We start from the raw sequence: 15,462 nt of genomic DNA, 5'->3' as shown, positions 1-15,462 counted from the left end.
GATCCGGTGGGCATCGAACTGGAGAAATCAGCATGCCAAGAACAAGGGAGAGGCGTCTCCCGGCATCGATGACGCTTGTAACGGCGAAGACGTTATCGATCGGCGATGCCCAGACAGCTGATCATGGCACGGTAATATCAGCGTGGCCGAGCAATGGGTTTCCGCGGCAGTCGGCGACGCCTACGCGTGTCACACCGTGATCTTCACGATACTGGGTCCTGTCGGTTTGCTGGCACAGCAGGACGCCGCGCGGAAGGCGGCCGACAAGCAGCTTTCTGAACATCGGGTACGAGGCTTGCTGGCCGCCCTGCTGCTGCGGCCCAACAGGTTCGTGGCCCACACCACGCTGGCCGGCCTGCTCTGGGACGATCCGCCGGCCGGATACCGTTCCAACCTGCGCACGTACGCTTCCGGTCTGCGTCGTTGTCTCAACGCCGTGGACCCCTCGAAGGTACGGCTGGAGTCGCTGAGAGGGAGCGGCGGGGGCGGCGCGTACCTCCTGCGTGTCGAGAAGATGGAACTGGACGCCGACGTATTCCTTCGGCTGATCGCCCGTGCGCAGACCCTGAGGCGCAACGACGACTACGAGTCGGCCATCCAACTGCTGAAGCTGGCCTTAGAGCTTTGGCATGGGCCGGCCGGCGGTGGTGACATCGCCGGGTCCAGCCGGCTGCTCGCCCAGCTTGACGCGTTCAACGACCTGCGGTTGATCACGCAGGAGGATCTGATCGCGGTCCGGCTTCAGCGTGGGGAGCACCGGCTCGTCATTCCCGAGCTGAGGACGCTGCTGGCCGACCACCCCTACCGTGAGGGCGCCTGGGCGCAGTTGATCTACGCCTACCACTGCTCCGGGGATGTCGGGAAGGCCCTGCGCACCTACCATGAGATTCGGGACATCCTGGACAAGGAGCTAGGGGTGGAGCCGGGGGACGAGCTGAACCGGCTGCATCGCGCCCTCCTCGACCGCGACGACGCCAGGGCACGCGGCGTCATCTGGCCGGAGTCGGACCGCCTCGCTGTGCGATGACGGACCGTGACCCGCCGGCGACCGGGGAGTCGATCCGGCTCGGTGCCGGAACGCGATCATCGGCCGGGCCGCGGCCCCGCGGGGCCACCCAGCCAGGCTCGATCGCCAGCCAGCTGTCGCGGACCGGCCCTTGACGGAGGAACGCGAACGGCAGCCACCCGTAGCCGGCATCACCCCACCTCGTCCCCCAACTGTTGCGCACCCGGAACGCACCAGTGAGCCCGGGACCGCATGGCTGGTTGTCGTCGTAGCCGACGAGCAGCACCACATGTGTACCGAGGAGCGCTTCCCCGAGATGCGGAACCGGAAAGATCCCGTCGGCGAACGACCTGGCCGTCGAGAGGTGCAGCGTGACCTCGAAGACGACCGGAACGCCCACCGCGAGCGGCGTCTTCAGGGGCGTGAGGAGTCTATCCGGCTGCATCGCGTCGCCCGGGAGCCGCCGGAACTGCAGCCGCGGCGCGCTCGCCGGGTACGCCTCCTCGGGTGGGTCGTCGTTGACGCGGTTCAGATCCAGCGGCCAGCTCGCCTCGTCGGCCAGGCCGTAGCGCGTCCATGCGGCAAGGCTGAAGAGGATGTGCGAGCCGTTGCGGTCGGGATCCCCGCCGAGCCTGCGGGAGAGGCGGTAGTTGAAGAGCAGAGAGGGCTCCAGCTCCCGCCCCTCGGCCCGCCTCGCGTAATAGGAGGCCATAGCGGTGATCACCGCTGAGGTGCACAGCGGCTGTTCCCCTTGGTCGATGACGGCGGGAAACCATCGCTCGATGGAATCCGTCGCCGGCGGGAGCCCCGTTCCCGTCGGGCCGCCCGCCGACCACGGAGGCGCGAGGACGCTTCCCGTGGTGAGGAAGCCGTCCTTGACCGCGATCTGCCAGCCGGTCACCCGGCCCGCCTGGCGTGCGCCTCGCGCATGACCGCGACCAGCCGGGCCTCCCGCATCGTCACCGCGGCGCGAAAGGCACGCAGCGCTTCGGGGGTGAAGTCCGAGATAGGGCGCTGCTCGGAGGCGTAGTACCCGTGACGGTCCTCGCCGCGCACCAGCAGTGCGCTGTCGGCTCCATGGGTGGGCCGCACGGCGGGGGTGATGTAGTCGACGGCGAAGCAGAGCCGCTCCGCTTCGCCCTTGCTGGGTCCTGAGCTGTGGATGGTGGCGGGGGTGTGCACGGCACACTGCCCGGGTTCGAGGTCCACGCTGAGAATGTCCTCTTGCGCGATCTCGTATTCGGCACGCTCGCCTTGCAGGAGATCGCTCATGGAGGTGCCGGTGAAGCCATGCGGCACCAGCCCGCCGGCGTGCGAACCGCGGCAGTACAGCATCGTTCCGTTCGCTCTGCTCGTGGGGGTGAGAGCGATCCAGATCCGTATCGCGCGCCCCTCGAAGCCCTCCCATCCGTAATAGGGGGCGTCCTGGTGCCAGGCGAGGCGGTCCGGGCTGTGCTCGGACCGCTCGAAGATGTTGGTGGACCACACCAGGAGGTCGGGGCCGATCAGGCTTTCGGCGAGGTCCAACGCCGCCTCGTGGTGGACCAGCGCATCGGCCCATCGCGTCAGCAGGTGGATCTTGGGGTAGTTCCAGCGTGCCCTCAGCAGCCCACCGGCCCGCCGGGCGATCTCGCGGTAGGTCCTGAGCGCGGTGGCGTACTCTTGCGCCTGCTCCCGATCCAGCAGTTCGACCGGGAAGAGGAACCCGTCGGCATGGAAGCGGGTGCGTCGCTCCTCTCGCGTCGCGGTGTGGTTCCTCATCCCAGATACTCCCTGATCGCGGCGAGCAGCAGCAGGGCGTCCTCGGCCTTGGTGTCGGGCGCCTCGAAGGCGAAGAACCTGGCGAGTGCCTCATGTTCGTCGGTGGGCAGCTCGGGTTCGACGACCCGCAAAGTGTTGCGCGCGGTGCGCTCGGGGAAGTACAACTTCTTTGCCGCGTCGACGAAGGTCGCTCCGGTCTCGGCCGTGACCAGCCCGCGTTCCACCGCCGCGTCGACGGCGAACCGAAGGTTGATCATGGGATCGGACGCGGCAGCCCCGGTCTCCTCGTCGTAGATGATCGCCACTTCGTCGTCGGCGTCGACGGCCCCGGACGCGTACGCCTCGTAGATCCTCCCGATGCCGATCATTCCCCAGGGAGCGCACTCCGCGGCGCGCAGGGCGCCCATGCTGGAGGACCCATAGACGCGTACGCCCTGGTCGACGGCGGCGAGGACCTCCTTCGGCGAGATCGACAGCGACGACAGGAACCGGCCGTCCACGATACCGATCACCTCGGGCGGCTCAGACCGACGTAGCAGCGCGTCGATGTCGCCGCGCTGGATCGGCGGCAGGTACTCCGCCTCCAGTTCCCTCAGCGCCAGGGCCGGGGACAGGCTCGGTCCGAGAAAGACCGCTGCGCGCATGGCGTTCCTTTCTGCGTTCACGGTGGTCAGCCCGCCTCGGCGAGGGACAGACGGCGGTCGAGCTCGGCGGCCGTGCGGACGGCACGGTTCCACGCGGCGGCGGCCCGGTGGCCGAGCCTGCTGTGATCGACGCCCCAGGACTCCAGCCCGGGCACCAGCAGCCGGACCACGGAGACCGGGAGCTGCGGTGGGGACAGGTCGACCACGATGGCCCGGGTCATCCCGATCGCCCGAAGGCGGTCGAGCATGAAGCGCACGTCGTCCATGACGTCGCCGTGCTGATAGGAGGTGATCTTTCGGGCGTCGAGGACCTTGTTCACCGGCTTCCAGAGCCAGCCGCCCTTGTCCACGGTCGCGGACCGGTGCACGTGCAGCATGTGCTTGGGCACCTGCGTGCCCGGCAAGGAGATGTCCTCGCGCATCGCCTGGATGTCCACCGCACGTCCCTGAGCACACTCGCTGATCGCCCGCGCGATCGCGACCTCGGCGTCCGGGTGGGTGCCGAAGCCGGCGTGGTTGTGTGATGAGGTGGCCGTCATCTCCTCGGTGGTCGCCGCCACAAAAGTCGGCACGCCGATGTCATTGGTCAGCTGGACCACCCGCATCTCCAGCCGCGCGTCGTGGACACGGGCGACCAGGTCCTGGGCTCGCGGCGGCAGCGTGTCGACGTCCAGGTGCGGGTGCTGCTCCTTGAGCCAGCCGGTGATCGCGGCAGCGTGCCCCGCGCGGTCATCCCGCTGCAGCGCCTGGCCGAGCTTCGTGCTCAGCAGTTCGGAGATGGTAATGGCGTCGCGCTCGATCACCTCGCACAGCGCGTGGCACACCGCTTCCTCGAGGCTGTTGCCGGAGGCGAGCCCATTGGTGGTGGTGATGCGGTAGCAGGGCGCCTCGTGGTAATTGGCCACGTAGCCGGCCGCGTCCTGGGGAACCAGCACCGGTTCGTCCGAGAGCAGGTCGTGGCCCTGCGCCCAGGAGATGGGCCGGTTGTCGGAATAGTGCGGGGCCAGCTCCAACAAGTACTCGGTGGGGTGCATCACGCTCCGCCCCTCGGCGCGCAACTCCGCGTAGGAGGCGATGGCGGCGGGCATGCGTGGCAGCCACGCGGAGAAGCGCTCCATGGCCTCCATCACGGCCGAGGTCTTGGCCTGCAGCGGGGTCATGCCCTTGCCGTTGTAGACAGAGATGATGTCGTTGGAGCGCGGGGAGATCGCGTTGTAGACAGGGATGCCGATACGGTCCAGCCACGTGATGTCGGCGACCCGGGTGATGCCCGCACGCAAGAGATGCGGCTCCACGCGCGACCAGGTCTCCTCAGCCTTGACCTCTCGGTGCGCACCACGGCCGTTGACTTTGGGCACCTGAGTGCGCAACTTCATGATTCCCCCCGTTCCTGAACGAGTTCGACACGAGCCCGGCCGTCGCCCTCGTATCGGTAGCTCAGCGTGATCATGTCTCCGGGTGCGATCTTGAGCTCCTCGGGGAAGGCCCAGCCGGCGCAGTACCAGTGGCTCTTCTCACCGCCGTCCCAGGGAGCGGTGGAGAGCACGGTGGTAGGACCGAGCTGTGCCTCGAAGTAGACGAGGGCGGTGTTGAGCAGGCCCGGTCGGGTGACGGGCACGGTCACCCGGTTCTCGAAGTGCCGTACGTCCTGGTGCAGGTCGACCGTGAACAGGGGTACCGGCTCCGAGAGCCGCTCCCAGGTACGCACGTGCTCGGGCCGTTCGTAGAAGCCCGCGGAGCGGGAGAGGTTGCCCTCCAGCATCGGTGAGAAGTCGATCCCGTACCGGCTCTGCCAGCGCGCGATGTGCGAGGGCAGGATCCGGTGCCGGGAGCGGAAGTCGTCCGGCATGTGGGCGAGGTAGACCTTGCCGCGCAGCGAGCCGGGGATCAGGCGCGCGTCGTCGGTGAGCAGGCGCCGCCGGGCGTCCTGCAGGTTCTCCCAGATGACCATGTCCAGGCCGTCGTTACCGATGATGTCGGTGGTGAGGACGGTCGCCTTCTCGGGCAGTTCGGTGGCGCTGGACCAGCCGCGTATGAGCGTGACCCGGTCGGCGAAGCCGTTGCGCTCCACCACGCGGGCGGCGATGTCGCCGGTGCGTGCGGGCTCGACGGCGTACACGTGCCGGGCACCGGCGCGGGCCGCCGCGACGGCCAGGACGCCGCAGCCGGTGCCGAGGTCCAGGACCACGTCGTCCGGGCCGACCACCTCGTCGATGGCCTTGAGGAACAGCGGCTTGCGCACCGGGTCCTCGAGCATCGTGATATCCGGATACGCCTGTCCGTACCCGCCGATGGGGAACATCAGCTCCGAGTGGCCCTCAGCCGGGTCGGGGGTGAGCAGCCCGGCTCCGGTCATGGTGGTGAGCGTCGTGAGCAGCTCGTCGACGGCTCGCCTGCCCTTGAGCCGCGGGCGAAGACGCTGGAGGGCCTCGGCGACGGTCACGGGCTCGTAGAACACGTCCAGGAGAGACAGCGCGTGGGGGCCGAGCTCCCAGATCCGCCGGTCGTGGTGCACCCGGACCCGATGGGAGCTCTCCACCTCGACCAGCAGTTCGGGGACGCGACGGAGCGTCACGTCGGGTGTCAGGGTCAAAGCTTCCTCCTGATCTCACTGCTTGCGGCATCCGCGACGGGGGCGGATGTGGATGCGTCTTCCGCGGACGGGACAGGCTCGAGGTGTCCCGCGGCGCGGGCCAGAGCGGCGATCAGCGGGGGCCGGTAGTCGCCCATCGAACCCTGCTCGTCCGCACCGGTGGCGAGCGAGTGACCCGTCCGCGGCTCCACCACGTCGAAACCGTCGGCTCTGAGCTGCGCGACGTTGCGCCGCATGACGGGCTTGTTCCAGGTCGTCTCGCTGGTGGAGGGCACGACGACGGTCGGGCATGACACGGCCATGAGCGTGGAGCTGACGAGGTCGTCCGCGATGCCATGGGCGAGCTTGCCGACCAGGTCCGCGGTGGCCGGCATCACCAGACCCACCTGCGCCCACCGGGCGACGGACACGTGGGAGCGGTCCTCAAGGGGAAGGTCGTCCCAGTCGCACATCACCTCGCAGCCGACAACGCGTCGGAACGAGTCCTTGGTGACCAGCCGCAGCGCCATCGGCGTCAGCAACACCCTGATCTGTTTCAGCCCGAGCCGACCTGTCAGCCAGAGCAGGATGTGCGGCACCGCGAGCGCCGCGACCGAGCCGGAGACGCAGACCAGCAGCCGCACCTCACTCAGATCGACGTGGGCGCCGGCGCCGACAGCGGGCCCGATCCGAGGCCGTGTCACGCCGTCACCGCCGCCGCGAACCGCCGCCACTGCGCCTCCAGACGCGGAAGCGCCACGTCCGGGTCGCCCCCCGCGGGCCGCCACAACGTGCTCTGGGCGCAGTGCTCCAGCAGACGGTCGGCGACGAGGCCCACCAGTCGGCCGGCATCGGCCACCGCGCCATAGCCGTCGAGGAACGCCATTGCCGCCGGGTCATCCGCCAGCTCGATGAGCGCAGCCGCTTCGACCAGCTCAGCCAGGAAGAAGGCCAGGTCACGCTGTGAGTCGCCGAGCCCCGCTTCCCGCCAGCCAAGCACCACCGGCCGGTCGGTGTCGGCGCACACGCCCGTCGAGAACCGGCCGTGCACGACTACCGGGTCACCAGTGAACGGGTCGACGGCCGCCGCGCCGCGCGCGAGCTCTCCGCCCTTCAGCCGACGCCGTGCGGCCTCGACCGCCCGGGCCGCCCCCGATCCTTCAGGCAGCCAGGCTGGGCCGTCCCGGCGGGGCAGGTCGGCCGGCGGCGCGGCGTGCAGCCGGGAGAGGAAACCGCCCAGTGCCCGGCAGACGTGTTCCACGTTACCGCGCTCGGTGACGTACGCCCGGTCGCAGAGCAGCGCGGGGGTGGGCAGCGTGGGCCATATGGCCAGGCTGGGGGTGGAGAGCGTGGGGACGGCGGCGAGCACGGCGGCGTCCTGGGGCAACACGGTGCGCAGCGCTTCGAGCTGCCGCGCGTCCAGGTATCCCGCGTTCCGCCGCTTGTCCCGTTCCGCCCAGCGGTAACCGGCCGGGGTGCGCACGCAAGCCCGGAGCAGAAACGGCCCGTCCATGCTTCGTACGAGACCTTTGACGGCCGGGGGCGTGACGCCGGTGGCACTCCCCGCAGGTTCGCCCGGCCGGCCGACGGCGTCGGTTGTCCTGCTCACGGCACCAGTACCGGCTCGTCGTACGGCGCCTCCATGCTCAGTCCCTCCCGCGCGTAGCGGTCGCGGATGACGGCCAAGCGGCCGGCGGCGTCGCTCACCCCCTGCTCGTGCGCCTGGACCAGCGCTTCGGCGACGAGCAGGCACCGGTGTTCGCCGAAGCTCAGGAGGCGTCCGGGCACCTGGGGCTCAACGGCGAAGGAAACCCCGAACGCGAGCGGCAGCGCCAGCCGCGGGTAGTCGTCACGCAGGACGGCGCGTACCTTCGCGCACATCTCCAGCAGGGCCGTCCGATGGTCCGACCATGCCTCCGCGCTCAGGAAGAGCACTCCAGCGTCGCGCCGGTGGTAGGCGGCCGGGTGGTTGGCCATCTTGAACTGGAAGGGGACCTCCAGCGCGTTGAGCGTCGAGGTGACCGCCTTCATCAGGACCGGGGCCCCGAGGTGTCCGTCCAGGCTGAAATAGACGCGGACCAGGCCGTCCTCGCGTTCGGCTACACCCTGGTCGCCGATGGCCATGTACCAGCCGAGCAGGGCGTACCGCATGCTCGGCGGGAAACGCACCGACACCAGTGCGCCTACCTTCACCTCGCCGTCCGGTTCGGCCGCGACCAGCTCCCGCGGGGCGGCGCTGAGCGTGATGCCCTCCCCGTGCACCAGGAAGCGCTGCCCGTCGTGCCCGGTGATCCGCCAGCCAGGGGTGAGATGGCCGCGTCCGGTGTTGTGCCCGTGAAGCTGCTCGCTGAACGTGTAGTCCTCGTAGTCAGGGATGGTGGCTACGGCCTTGCCGCCGTCCATGAGGATCTGTGCGGCCGCGTCGTCCCCCGCGTAATAGGACAGATAGATGAGCTTCGCAAGATAGGTGACGACCGGGTGGTCGGCGCTGGCCGCCATGTCGCGCGGCGGCTCGAGGGTCCCGAATCGTGCATGAGTGAAGGTGAAGGCGTCCTCGATCACCACCTCTTCCGCGATCTCACGGAAGAAGCGGAGATAGGGGTTGTCCGTCTCGCCCGTCATCGCAGGATCGCCTCCGGGGTGGGATTCTGGATCAGCTGCTTTCCGTACAGCAGGCAGAGGTGGCCGATCCGGCCGAGAGCGCCCAGGAGTTGCAGTCGGCTCGCCGCCTGGACCAGCAGGAGGACGCCCGCGTAGCGGAAGATCTGCTCCTCGTGGGAGTGCTCGAGCTCGGCCAACCGGCGGTAGGCGATGAGGAAAGTGCGGATGTTGTGCCGCGCCGCGCGAGGTCCGTCCGGATCACCGTGGCGGCGCAGGGCGGCAGCGAGGAACTGGCCCACCAGGGTGCCGAGGTCGAAATACGGGTCGCCGAACCCGGCGGCCTCCCAGTCGATGACGCGGACGGGTGTGGGCGCCTGCGGGTCCCGGGCCAGGAGGACGTTGTCATCACGCAGGTCGCAGTGGATCAGGCTGTCCGGCCTCCACTCCGCGTGAATCTCCAGGAAGTCGTGCTTGAGCTCCTGCATCGTCCGCAGGTATACGTCGAAGTCGATGCCGCAGCCGTGGGCGTATTCGTGCGGCGTGGGGATCGTCGACTTCGGCACCGGCGGCCGCAGTAGCCAGTCGGGATACTCGGCGTACGCTTCTTCGATCGACGCGCGGTGCAGTCCTGCCATCGCCGCGGCGAGATGGACCAGGTACGCGGTGTCCACGACGCGCGTGTCCCGGATCACGTCGCTGAGGCGTACGCAGTCCTGCATCACGTCCAATGCGATGGTCCCGGTCTGGCGGTCCGCGGCGAGCAGGCGCGGCAGCGCGGCCCGGGTCCGCGCTGGAAGATCGAGCCGGTCGAACAGGCTCAGCATCACGTACTCGTAGTCGTTGTCGTGCTCGGTGTCGGTGTCCGGCCACTTCAAGAGCCGGGCGCTCCCGTCGGCGAGTTCGACCATCAGCACGAGCCGCCGTGAGACGCGCGGACTGACCCGAACCACGGAATCCGGATCTATGCGCAGCGCCGTGAATACCGGGGCGAGCTCCGCGCTGCGGTGATCGAACTGCTGCGTCCGGCGGGGTGCGATCCGCCGGCCCGGACGCGGGGTGTGGAAACCCAGCGTCCGGGCGCGCAGGAGCTCGTCAGCCCCTGGATTCGGGACCATCTAGCAGTGCACCCCGACGGTGACGACAATGCTGGTGAAGCTGCCCTGGATGCCCTCGTCGGGTGACAGACCGACCTTCTCTTCCAGGAACTGCTGCAGGTCCTCCGGGGAGACCCCGGCCAGCTCGCTGAACGCGGTTTCGGACGTGTCGAAGTCCGCGTCCGCCTCTTCGGCGCGAATCTGCTCGACGATCTCGTCGAGATTGTGCTCGGGCATGATCGCTGTCATGGCATCTCCATGGTTCGGCATCCGCTGGATGTAGGAGGAACAGTGAACGGCTCCAGTCTCGCCACGGGCCGCATGCCGAACGCATGGGGTGCGTGGGATCACCCCTCGCGAGCTCCGGCCCTTGCCGCCTCGCGGATCCGCCAGGGCGAGCCGTACTCGGTCAGCAGGTCGAGGAACGGCACCGCGTCGAACGCCTCCGGCCCCAGCACGCCCGCGCCCTTCCAGGCGCCGCGAGCCAGCAGTTCCAGCGCGACCACGGGGTGGACCGCGGTCTGCCAGACGACGGCCTGCGAGCCGTACTCGCGCATCGACCAGGCGTTGTCGACCACGTGATAGAGGTAGACCTCGCGGGGCCCGCCGTCCTTGCCGGTGCCCTTCACCCAGGTGCCCGCGCACGTCTTGCCGTGCATCCGGTCGCCGAGGGTGGCCGGGTCGGGCAGGCTCGCCGCCACCAGGTCACGCGGCGCCACGTCGGCACCGCCCACCCTGATCTTGTCGGCGCTGTCCAGCCCGAGCTTGTGGAGGGTCTTGAGCACGCCGATGAACTCCTCGCCCAGCCCGTACTTGAACGTCACCCGCCTGGCCGAGATCCAGCGGGGCACGAGCAGCACCTCCTCGTGCTCCACGTTCACGCACTCCACCGGACCGATGCCCTCGGGGAAGTCGAACACCTCGGGCTCGCTGAACGGCTCGGTCGTGTGCCAGCGCCCGTCCTCCCAGACGACGGGCGGGTTGAGGCACTCCTCGATCGTCGTCCAGATGGAGAACGTCGGCGCGAAGTCGTAGCCGTCCACGACCAGGTTCGAGCCGTCCCTGACGCCGATCTCGTCGATGCCGTCGAACAGGTGGTCGGCGGCGTAGCGGGCGAACACGTCGGCCAGCCCCGGCTCCACGCCCATCCCGACGAGCGCGAGCCGGTCCCGCGCCCGCCACTCGTCGTCGCGCGCGAACTGCTCGTCGCCCAGCTTCACCCCCGGCATCTCGTACGGCCGGCTGGAGTGCGGCCTGGACAGCGACATCGCCATGTCCAGGTAGTCCGCCCCGGCCGCCAGCGCCGCCTCGAACAGCGGCATCGTGAACCGCGGATCGACAGCGTTGAACAGCACGTCGCACCGATGTTCCCGGAGCGCGGCCGCCACCGCCACCCGGTCGGCGGCGTCGAGGCTGATCGCGCTGAAGCGCGGATCGTCCACGCCGGCGACGGCTCGCGCCGCCCGGCTCTGTTGGGAGTCGGCGACCACGATGTGTTCGAAGAAATCTCGGCGCGCGGCGATGGGCACGACAGCGGAGCCGACGCCGCCGGCGCCGACCAGAAGGATTCTCATGACCAGAACATACTCACTGACTGGTCATTCAGTCGAATTTCTGGCCAGCCGTCCGGAAAAGCGAGACGCCCCGGAGCGGGGGGAGGCCCGGGGCGTCTCTGCAGGCACGGCCCAGCGGGGGGACGGGGCGAGCCTGCGGCAAAAGTCATGTGTGGGTAAAGCAGCCCCCGCTCAATTCACCAGTGTGCCCCACTGTTCGGTCCATGTGGCGTAATCAGTGCATTCCCCCTCAGATCCCCGGCAACCCCCCGGCGGCCGGGCGGCGAAGGCGACCCGGTCGAGCCACTTCGGCTTGTCGGCCCCGTACGCGTCGCACATCTGCTTGGCCCGCCCTTTGCACGCCTTGGGGTTGGCCGGCGCCAGCCCGACCCAGGCGGCCGCGTCACGCTGCGCCGACGCCGCCGCCATCCAGCTCAGCCAGCGGTAGGCGCAGTCGGGGTTGGGGATGTTGGCGCCGAGCATCCAGGAGTCGAGCCAGCCGGTCGTCTTGCGCTCGCTGACCGCCTTGATCGGCTTGCCGGCCTTCTGCAGGAGCAGGCGATAGTACGGCGTGGCCTGGGCGTAGTCGAGCGAGCCCGTGGCGAAGCCTTTGACCAGGTCGAGCGGGTTCTTCCAGTAGGTGCGGCCCTTGTGCTCGCCCAGCAGCGCCATCGCCCGGTCCAGCTGGCTCTTGGTCAGCTCGAAGGGGTCGTCCACACTGCTGTCGGTGAGCGCCGCGTCGGCGATGGTCAGCGGGCCCTCCTTGAGCGAGACCCGGTCCGACTGGAAGACCTGCTTGAGGCCGCCGCCCTTGACCCTGGTCGAGTCGTAGAGGAACTCGTGGTACCCCCACAGGTACGGCACGCCGTAGACCTTGCCCGACACCTTGGTCATGTCGCGAAAGCGCTTGGTCAGGTCGTCGTAACCGGTGACCTTGGCCGGATCGATGGGCTGTACCTGCTTGGCCTCGATCATCGAGGCGGCCAGCACCGGGCCCGCCGAGATCACGTCGTATGAGCGCTGGTCGACGGCCCTCTTCATGTCGTCGGCGGTCTGCACGGTGTCGAGGCGGGCGATGCGGCAGCCGGTCGTCTTCTCGAAGTCGCCCACCCAGTTGACCCTGGGGCTGGTGCCGCCGTATTCGGCGTAGCCGCGGTAGGTGAGGATCTGCAGCGTGCCGTCGCCCTGCGTCGGACTGGCCGACGGCGTGGGGGTCGGGGTCTTCTTCGGCGACGGGGCCGCCGCCCCCATGCTGGCGATCAGAGCCGTCATGGCCAGCGCCATGGCAGGTATGCGGCGATCCACGTTCCTCCCTCGTCCGTGTGCTGGAGTTTATCGGGCACACGACGGGGAGGGACGCCTGGCGCGTCCCTCCCCGGTGGAGATCGATCACCCGTTGGTGGGGAAGCCCAGGTTCACGCCGCCGTGCGACGGGTCGAGCCAGCGCGAGGTGACGACCTTGCCGCGGGTGTAGAAGTGCACGCCCTCGGTGCCGTGCACGTGCGTGTCACCGAACAGCGACGCCTTCCAGCCGCCGAAGCTGTAGAACGCCATCGGCACCGGGATCGGCACGTTGATGCCGATCATGCCGACCTCGACCTCGTTCTGGAAGCGCCGGGCCGCGCCGCCGTCGTTGGTGAAGATCGCGGTGCCGTTGCCGTACGCGCCGCCGTTGATGAGCTGCAGGCCCTCCTCGTACGAGCCGACGCGGACGATCGTCAGAACCGGGCCGAAGATCTCCTCGGTGTGCACTCGCGAGCCGGCCGGCACGTGGTCGAGCACGGTCGGGCCGAGCCAGAAGCCGGGCGTCTCCGACGCCTTGCCGCCGCCTTCGACACGCGTGTCCCGGCCGTCCACGACCAGCTTGGCGCCCTCCTCGACGCCCAGGTCGAGGTAGGAGGCGACCTTGTCGCGGTGCGCCTCGGTGACCAGCGGCCCCATCTCGGACCTGGGGTCGGAGCCCGGGCCGATCACCAGCTTGTCGACCCGCTCGACGATCTTCTGGACGAGCTCGTCGCCCACCGGGTCGACGGCCAGCACGACGGAGATCGCCATGCACCGCTCGCCGGCCGAGCCGAAGCCCGCCGACACGGCCGAGTCGGCGACCAGGTCGAGGTCGGCGTCGGGCAGGACGAGCATGTGGTTCTTGGCGCCGCCGAGCGCCTGCACCCGCTTGCCGTGGCTGGTGCCGCTCTCGTAGACGTACTTGGCGATGGGCGTCGAGCCGACGAAGGAGACGCCGCGCACGTCGGGGTGCTCCAGCAGCCGGTCGACGGCGACCTTGTCCCCCTGGACGACGTTGAAGACGCCGTCGGGCAGCCCGGCCTCCTGCCAGAGCCGCGCCATGAGCAGCGACGCGGACGGGTCCTTCTCCGACGGCTTGAGCACGAACGCGTTGCCGCAGGCGATCGCGATCGGGTACATCCACATCGGCACCATGGCCGGGAAGTTGAACGGCGTGATGCCGGCCACCACCCCGAGCGGCTGGCGCAGCGAGTAGGAGTCGACCCGGGTCGAGACGCCCTCGGAGAAGCCGCCCTTGAGCAGGTGCGGGATCCCGCAGGCGAACTCCACGACCTCCAGGCCGCGGGCGACCTCGCCGAGCGCGTCGGAGTGCACCTTCCCGTGCTCGGCCGAGATGAGCGCGGCCAGTTCGTCGCGGTGGGCGTACATCAGCTCGCGGAAGCGGAACAGCACCTGCGCCCGCTTGGTCAGCGAGGCGTCCCGCCAGGCGGGGAAGGCCGCCACGCCGGCGGCCACGGCCGCGTCGACGTCGGCGGCCGAGGCCAGCGCGACGTGCCCGCTGACCTCGCCGGTCGACGGGTCGAAGATCTCCTGGGTACGGCTGTCGCCGTCGGCCAGAGCTCCGTTGATCCAGTGCTTGACGAACTTCACTGCGTCGCTGCCTCTGCGTTGATGACTTCCAGTGCGTGCACGATGATGCTCAAGCCCTCCATGGCCTCGTCGACCGTGAGGGTGAGCGGCGGGGCCATGCGGATGGCGGTGCCGTACAGGCCGCCCTTGCCCGCGAGCAGGCCCGCCTTCTTGGTCTCCTCCATGAACCGCGCGGCCTGCGCGGGATTCTCCAGCTCGACGGCGAACATCAGGCCCTTGCCGCGCACGGCCTTCATGATCGGCAGCCGCTCGGCCGCCGCGCGCAGGCCATCGGTGATGATCTTGCCGGTCCTGGCGGCGTTGGCCTGGAGATCGTGGTCGAGCACATAGTCGAGCGTGGCGTTGGCGGCGGCCATGGAGATCGGGTTGCCGCCGAAGGTGGCCAGGCCCACGGCGGGCAGGCTGTCCATCAGGTCACCGCGAGCCACGACGCCGCCGACCGCGAACCCGTTGCCCAGGCCCTTGGCGAAGGTCATCATGTCGGGCGTCACGCCGTGGTTCTGGATGCCGAAGAACGCGCTGCCGGTACGCCCCCAGCCCGTCTGCACCTCGTCGGAGATGAACAGGATGCCCTGCTCGTCCAGAACCTCCTTGTAGGCGGCGAACAGCCCGTCGGGGGCCATCGTGAACCCGCCCACGCCCTGGATGGGCTCGGCGATCAGCGCGGCCACGTCGTTGGAGACGGCCGTGGCCAGCACGTGGCGCAGGTCGTCGACGCAGGCCGCGATGTAGTCGGCGTCCGACAACCCCTTGAACTGGGTCAGGTGCCGGTCGGCGCCGTGCAGGAAGTGCACGTTCAGCGGGGAGAGCGAGTTGTTCTTCCACGTCCGGTTGGAGGTGACGCTGATCGCGCCGAAGCTGCGGCCGTGGTAGCTCTGCCGCATGGCGAGCACTTGGTCGCTCTTGCGCGCGTAGGTGGCCAGCAGCAGCGCGGTCTCGTTCGCCTCGGTGCCGGAATTGGTGAAGAAGACCTTGGCATCGGGGATGCCGGAGAGCCTGGCGATCTTCTCCGCCAGTTCGACCTGGCCGCGCAGCAGGTAGACCGTACTGGTGTGGACGACTCCCGTGGCGAGCTGACGCTCGACGGCCTCGCGCACCTCGGGCACGTCGTACCCGATCATGTTGGTGAGGATGCCGGCGAAGAAGTCGAGGTAGCTCTTGCCATCGGCGTCGACGACGCGATTGCCCTTGCCACTGACGATCTCGATCGGCTCGTTGTAGTTGAGTGCCACCCAGTTGGGGATCACTGCCCGGTGGCGGGCGAGAAGCTCCGACATGCTTCGAGTATCCCGGCTCGGCATCGCCACACCCACCTCCAACATGTCCACACGACACC

At 69.1% G+C, this 15,462-nt stretch carries 15 protein-coding genes; 1 reads left to right on the top strand and 14 read right to left on the bottom strand.

Features of this window, described 5'->3' with window-relative positions; translation table 11 throughout:
- The first annotated feature begins 142 nt into the window (after positions 1-142).
- On the top strand, positions 143-1,027 hold the full coding sequence (locus tag AB0B61_RS37545) for an AfsR/SARP family transcriptional regulator (RefSeq protein WP_358442475.1): 885 nt from the start codon (positions 143-145) through the stop codon (positions 1,025-1,027).
- Here AB0B61_RS37545 and AB0B61_RS37540 read toward each other — a convergent pair.
- The 14 genes from AB0B61_RS37540 to AB0B61_RS37475 all read right to left on the bottom strand — a co-directional run bounded on the left by AB0B61_RS37540 (position 990) and on the right by AB0B61_RS37475 (position 15,403).
- Complete coding sequence (locus AB0B61_RS37540; protein WP_358442473.1) at positions 990-1,907, bottom strand: C1 family peptidase; 918 nt, start codon at positions 1,905-1,907, stop codon at positions 990-992. The two genes, AB0B61_RS37545 and AB0B61_RS37540, sit on opposite strands and share 38 nt — an antisense overlap.
- On the bottom strand, positions 1,904-2,767 hold the full coding sequence (locus tag AB0B61_RS37535; RefSeq protein WP_358442470.1) for a phytanoyl-CoA dioxygenase family protein: 864 nt from the start codon (positions 2,765-2,767) through the stop codon (positions 1,904-1,906). Before AB0B61_RS37535 ends, AB0B61_RS37540 begins: the two co-directional genes overlap by 4 nt.
- Entirely contained in the window at positions 2,764-3,411 is a 648-nt protein-coding gene (locus AB0B61_RS37530; RefSeq protein ID WP_358442468.1) for a TfuA-like protein, read from the bottom strand. Before AB0B61_RS37530 ends, AB0B61_RS37535 begins: the two co-directional genes overlap by 4 nt.
- Before the next feature lie 26 nt (positions 3,412-3,437).
- Entirely contained in the window at positions 3,438-4,787 is a 1,350-nt protein-coding gene (locus AB0B61_RS37525) for a YcaO-like family protein (RefSeq protein ID WP_358442465.1), read from the bottom strand.
- Complete coding sequence (locus AB0B61_RS37520) at positions 4,784-6,004, bottom strand: 50S ribosomal protein L11 methyltransferase (RefSeq protein ID WP_358442463.1); 1,221 nt, start codon at positions 6,002-6,004, stop codon at positions 4,784-4,786. The genes AB0B61_RS37525 and AB0B61_RS37520 overlap by 4 nt, the downstream gene beginning before the upstream one ends.
- On the bottom strand, positions 6,001-6,687 hold the full coding sequence (locus tag AB0B61_RS37515; protein ID WP_358442460.1) for a phosphopantothenate--cysteine ligase family flavoprotein: 687 nt from the start codon (positions 6,685-6,687) through the stop codon (positions 6,001-6,003). Before AB0B61_RS37515 ends, AB0B61_RS37520 begins: the two co-directional genes overlap by 4 nt.
- Positions 6,684-7,592, bottom strand: a complete 909-nt coding sequence (locus AB0B61_RS37510; RefSeq protein ID WP_358442458.1) for a phosphotransferase — start codon at positions 7,590-7,592, stop codon at positions 6,684-6,686. Before AB0B61_RS37510 ends, AB0B61_RS37515 begins: the two co-directional genes overlap by 4 nt.
- On the bottom strand, positions 7,589-8,605 hold the full coding sequence (locus AB0B61_RS37505; RefSeq protein WP_358442455.1) for a T3SS effector HopA1 family protein: 1,017 nt from the start codon (positions 8,603-8,605) through the stop codon (positions 7,589-7,591). Before AB0B61_RS37505 ends, AB0B61_RS37510 begins: the two co-directional genes overlap by 4 nt.
- Positions 8,602-9,699 carry a phosphotransferase gene (locus tag AB0B61_RS37500; RefSeq protein WP_358442452.1) on the bottom strand — a complete coding sequence of 366 codons (1,098 nt, stop codon included), beginning with the start codon at positions 9,697-9,699 and terminating at the stop codon, positions 8,602-8,604. Before AB0B61_RS37500 ends, AB0B61_RS37505 begins: the two co-directional genes overlap by 4 nt.
- On the bottom strand, positions 9,700-9,927 hold the full coding sequence (tvaA, locus tag AB0B61_RS37495; protein ID WP_358442449.1) for a thioviridamide family RiPP peptide: 228 nt from the start codon (positions 9,925-9,927) through the stop codon (positions 9,700-9,702).
- Positions 9,928-10,025: 98 nt separating this feature from the next.
- The gene (locus tag AB0B61_RS37490; protein ID WP_358442446.1) at positions 10,026-11,252 is read right to left on the bottom strand and encodes a saccharopine dehydrogenase C-terminal domain-containing protein; all 1,227 of its coding nucleotides are present in this window, start codon (positions 11,250-11,252) and stop codon (positions 10,026-10,028) included.
- Positions 11,253-11,423: 171 nt separating this feature from the next.
- Positions 11,424-12,536 carry an extracellular solute-binding protein gene (locus AB0B61_RS37485; RefSeq protein ID WP_358442443.1) on the bottom strand — a complete coding sequence of 371 codons (1,113 nt, stop codon included), beginning with the start codon at positions 12,534-12,536 and terminating at the stop codon, positions 11,424-11,426.
- Between the two features lie 84 nt (positions 12,537-12,620).
- The gene (locus AB0B61_RS37480; RefSeq protein ID WP_358442440.1) at positions 12,621-14,126 is read right to left on the bottom strand and encodes a CoA-acylating methylmalonate-semialdehyde dehydrogenase; all 1,506 of its coding nucleotides are present in this window, start codon (positions 14,124-14,126) and stop codon (positions 12,621-12,623) included.
- Complete coding sequence (locus tag AB0B61_RS37475) at positions 14,123-15,403, bottom strand: aspartate aminotransferase family protein (RefSeq protein ID WP_358442437.1); 1,281 nt, start codon at positions 15,401-15,403, stop codon at positions 14,123-14,125. Before AB0B61_RS37475 ends, AB0B61_RS37480 begins: the two co-directional genes overlap by 4 nt.
- Positions 15,404-15,462: the final 59 nt, after the last annotated feature.

Origin of the sequence: Nonomuraea sp. NPDC049158 (assembly GCF_040648335.1) — a bacterium.
In the GTDB taxonomy this organism is placed as follows: Bacteria; Actinomycetota; Actinomycetes; order Streptosporangiales; family Streptosporangiaceae; genus Nonomuraea.
The sequence above is the reverse complement of the archived record's forward strand: the minus strand, read 5'-3'. Positions and strand labels throughout refer to the sequence as shown.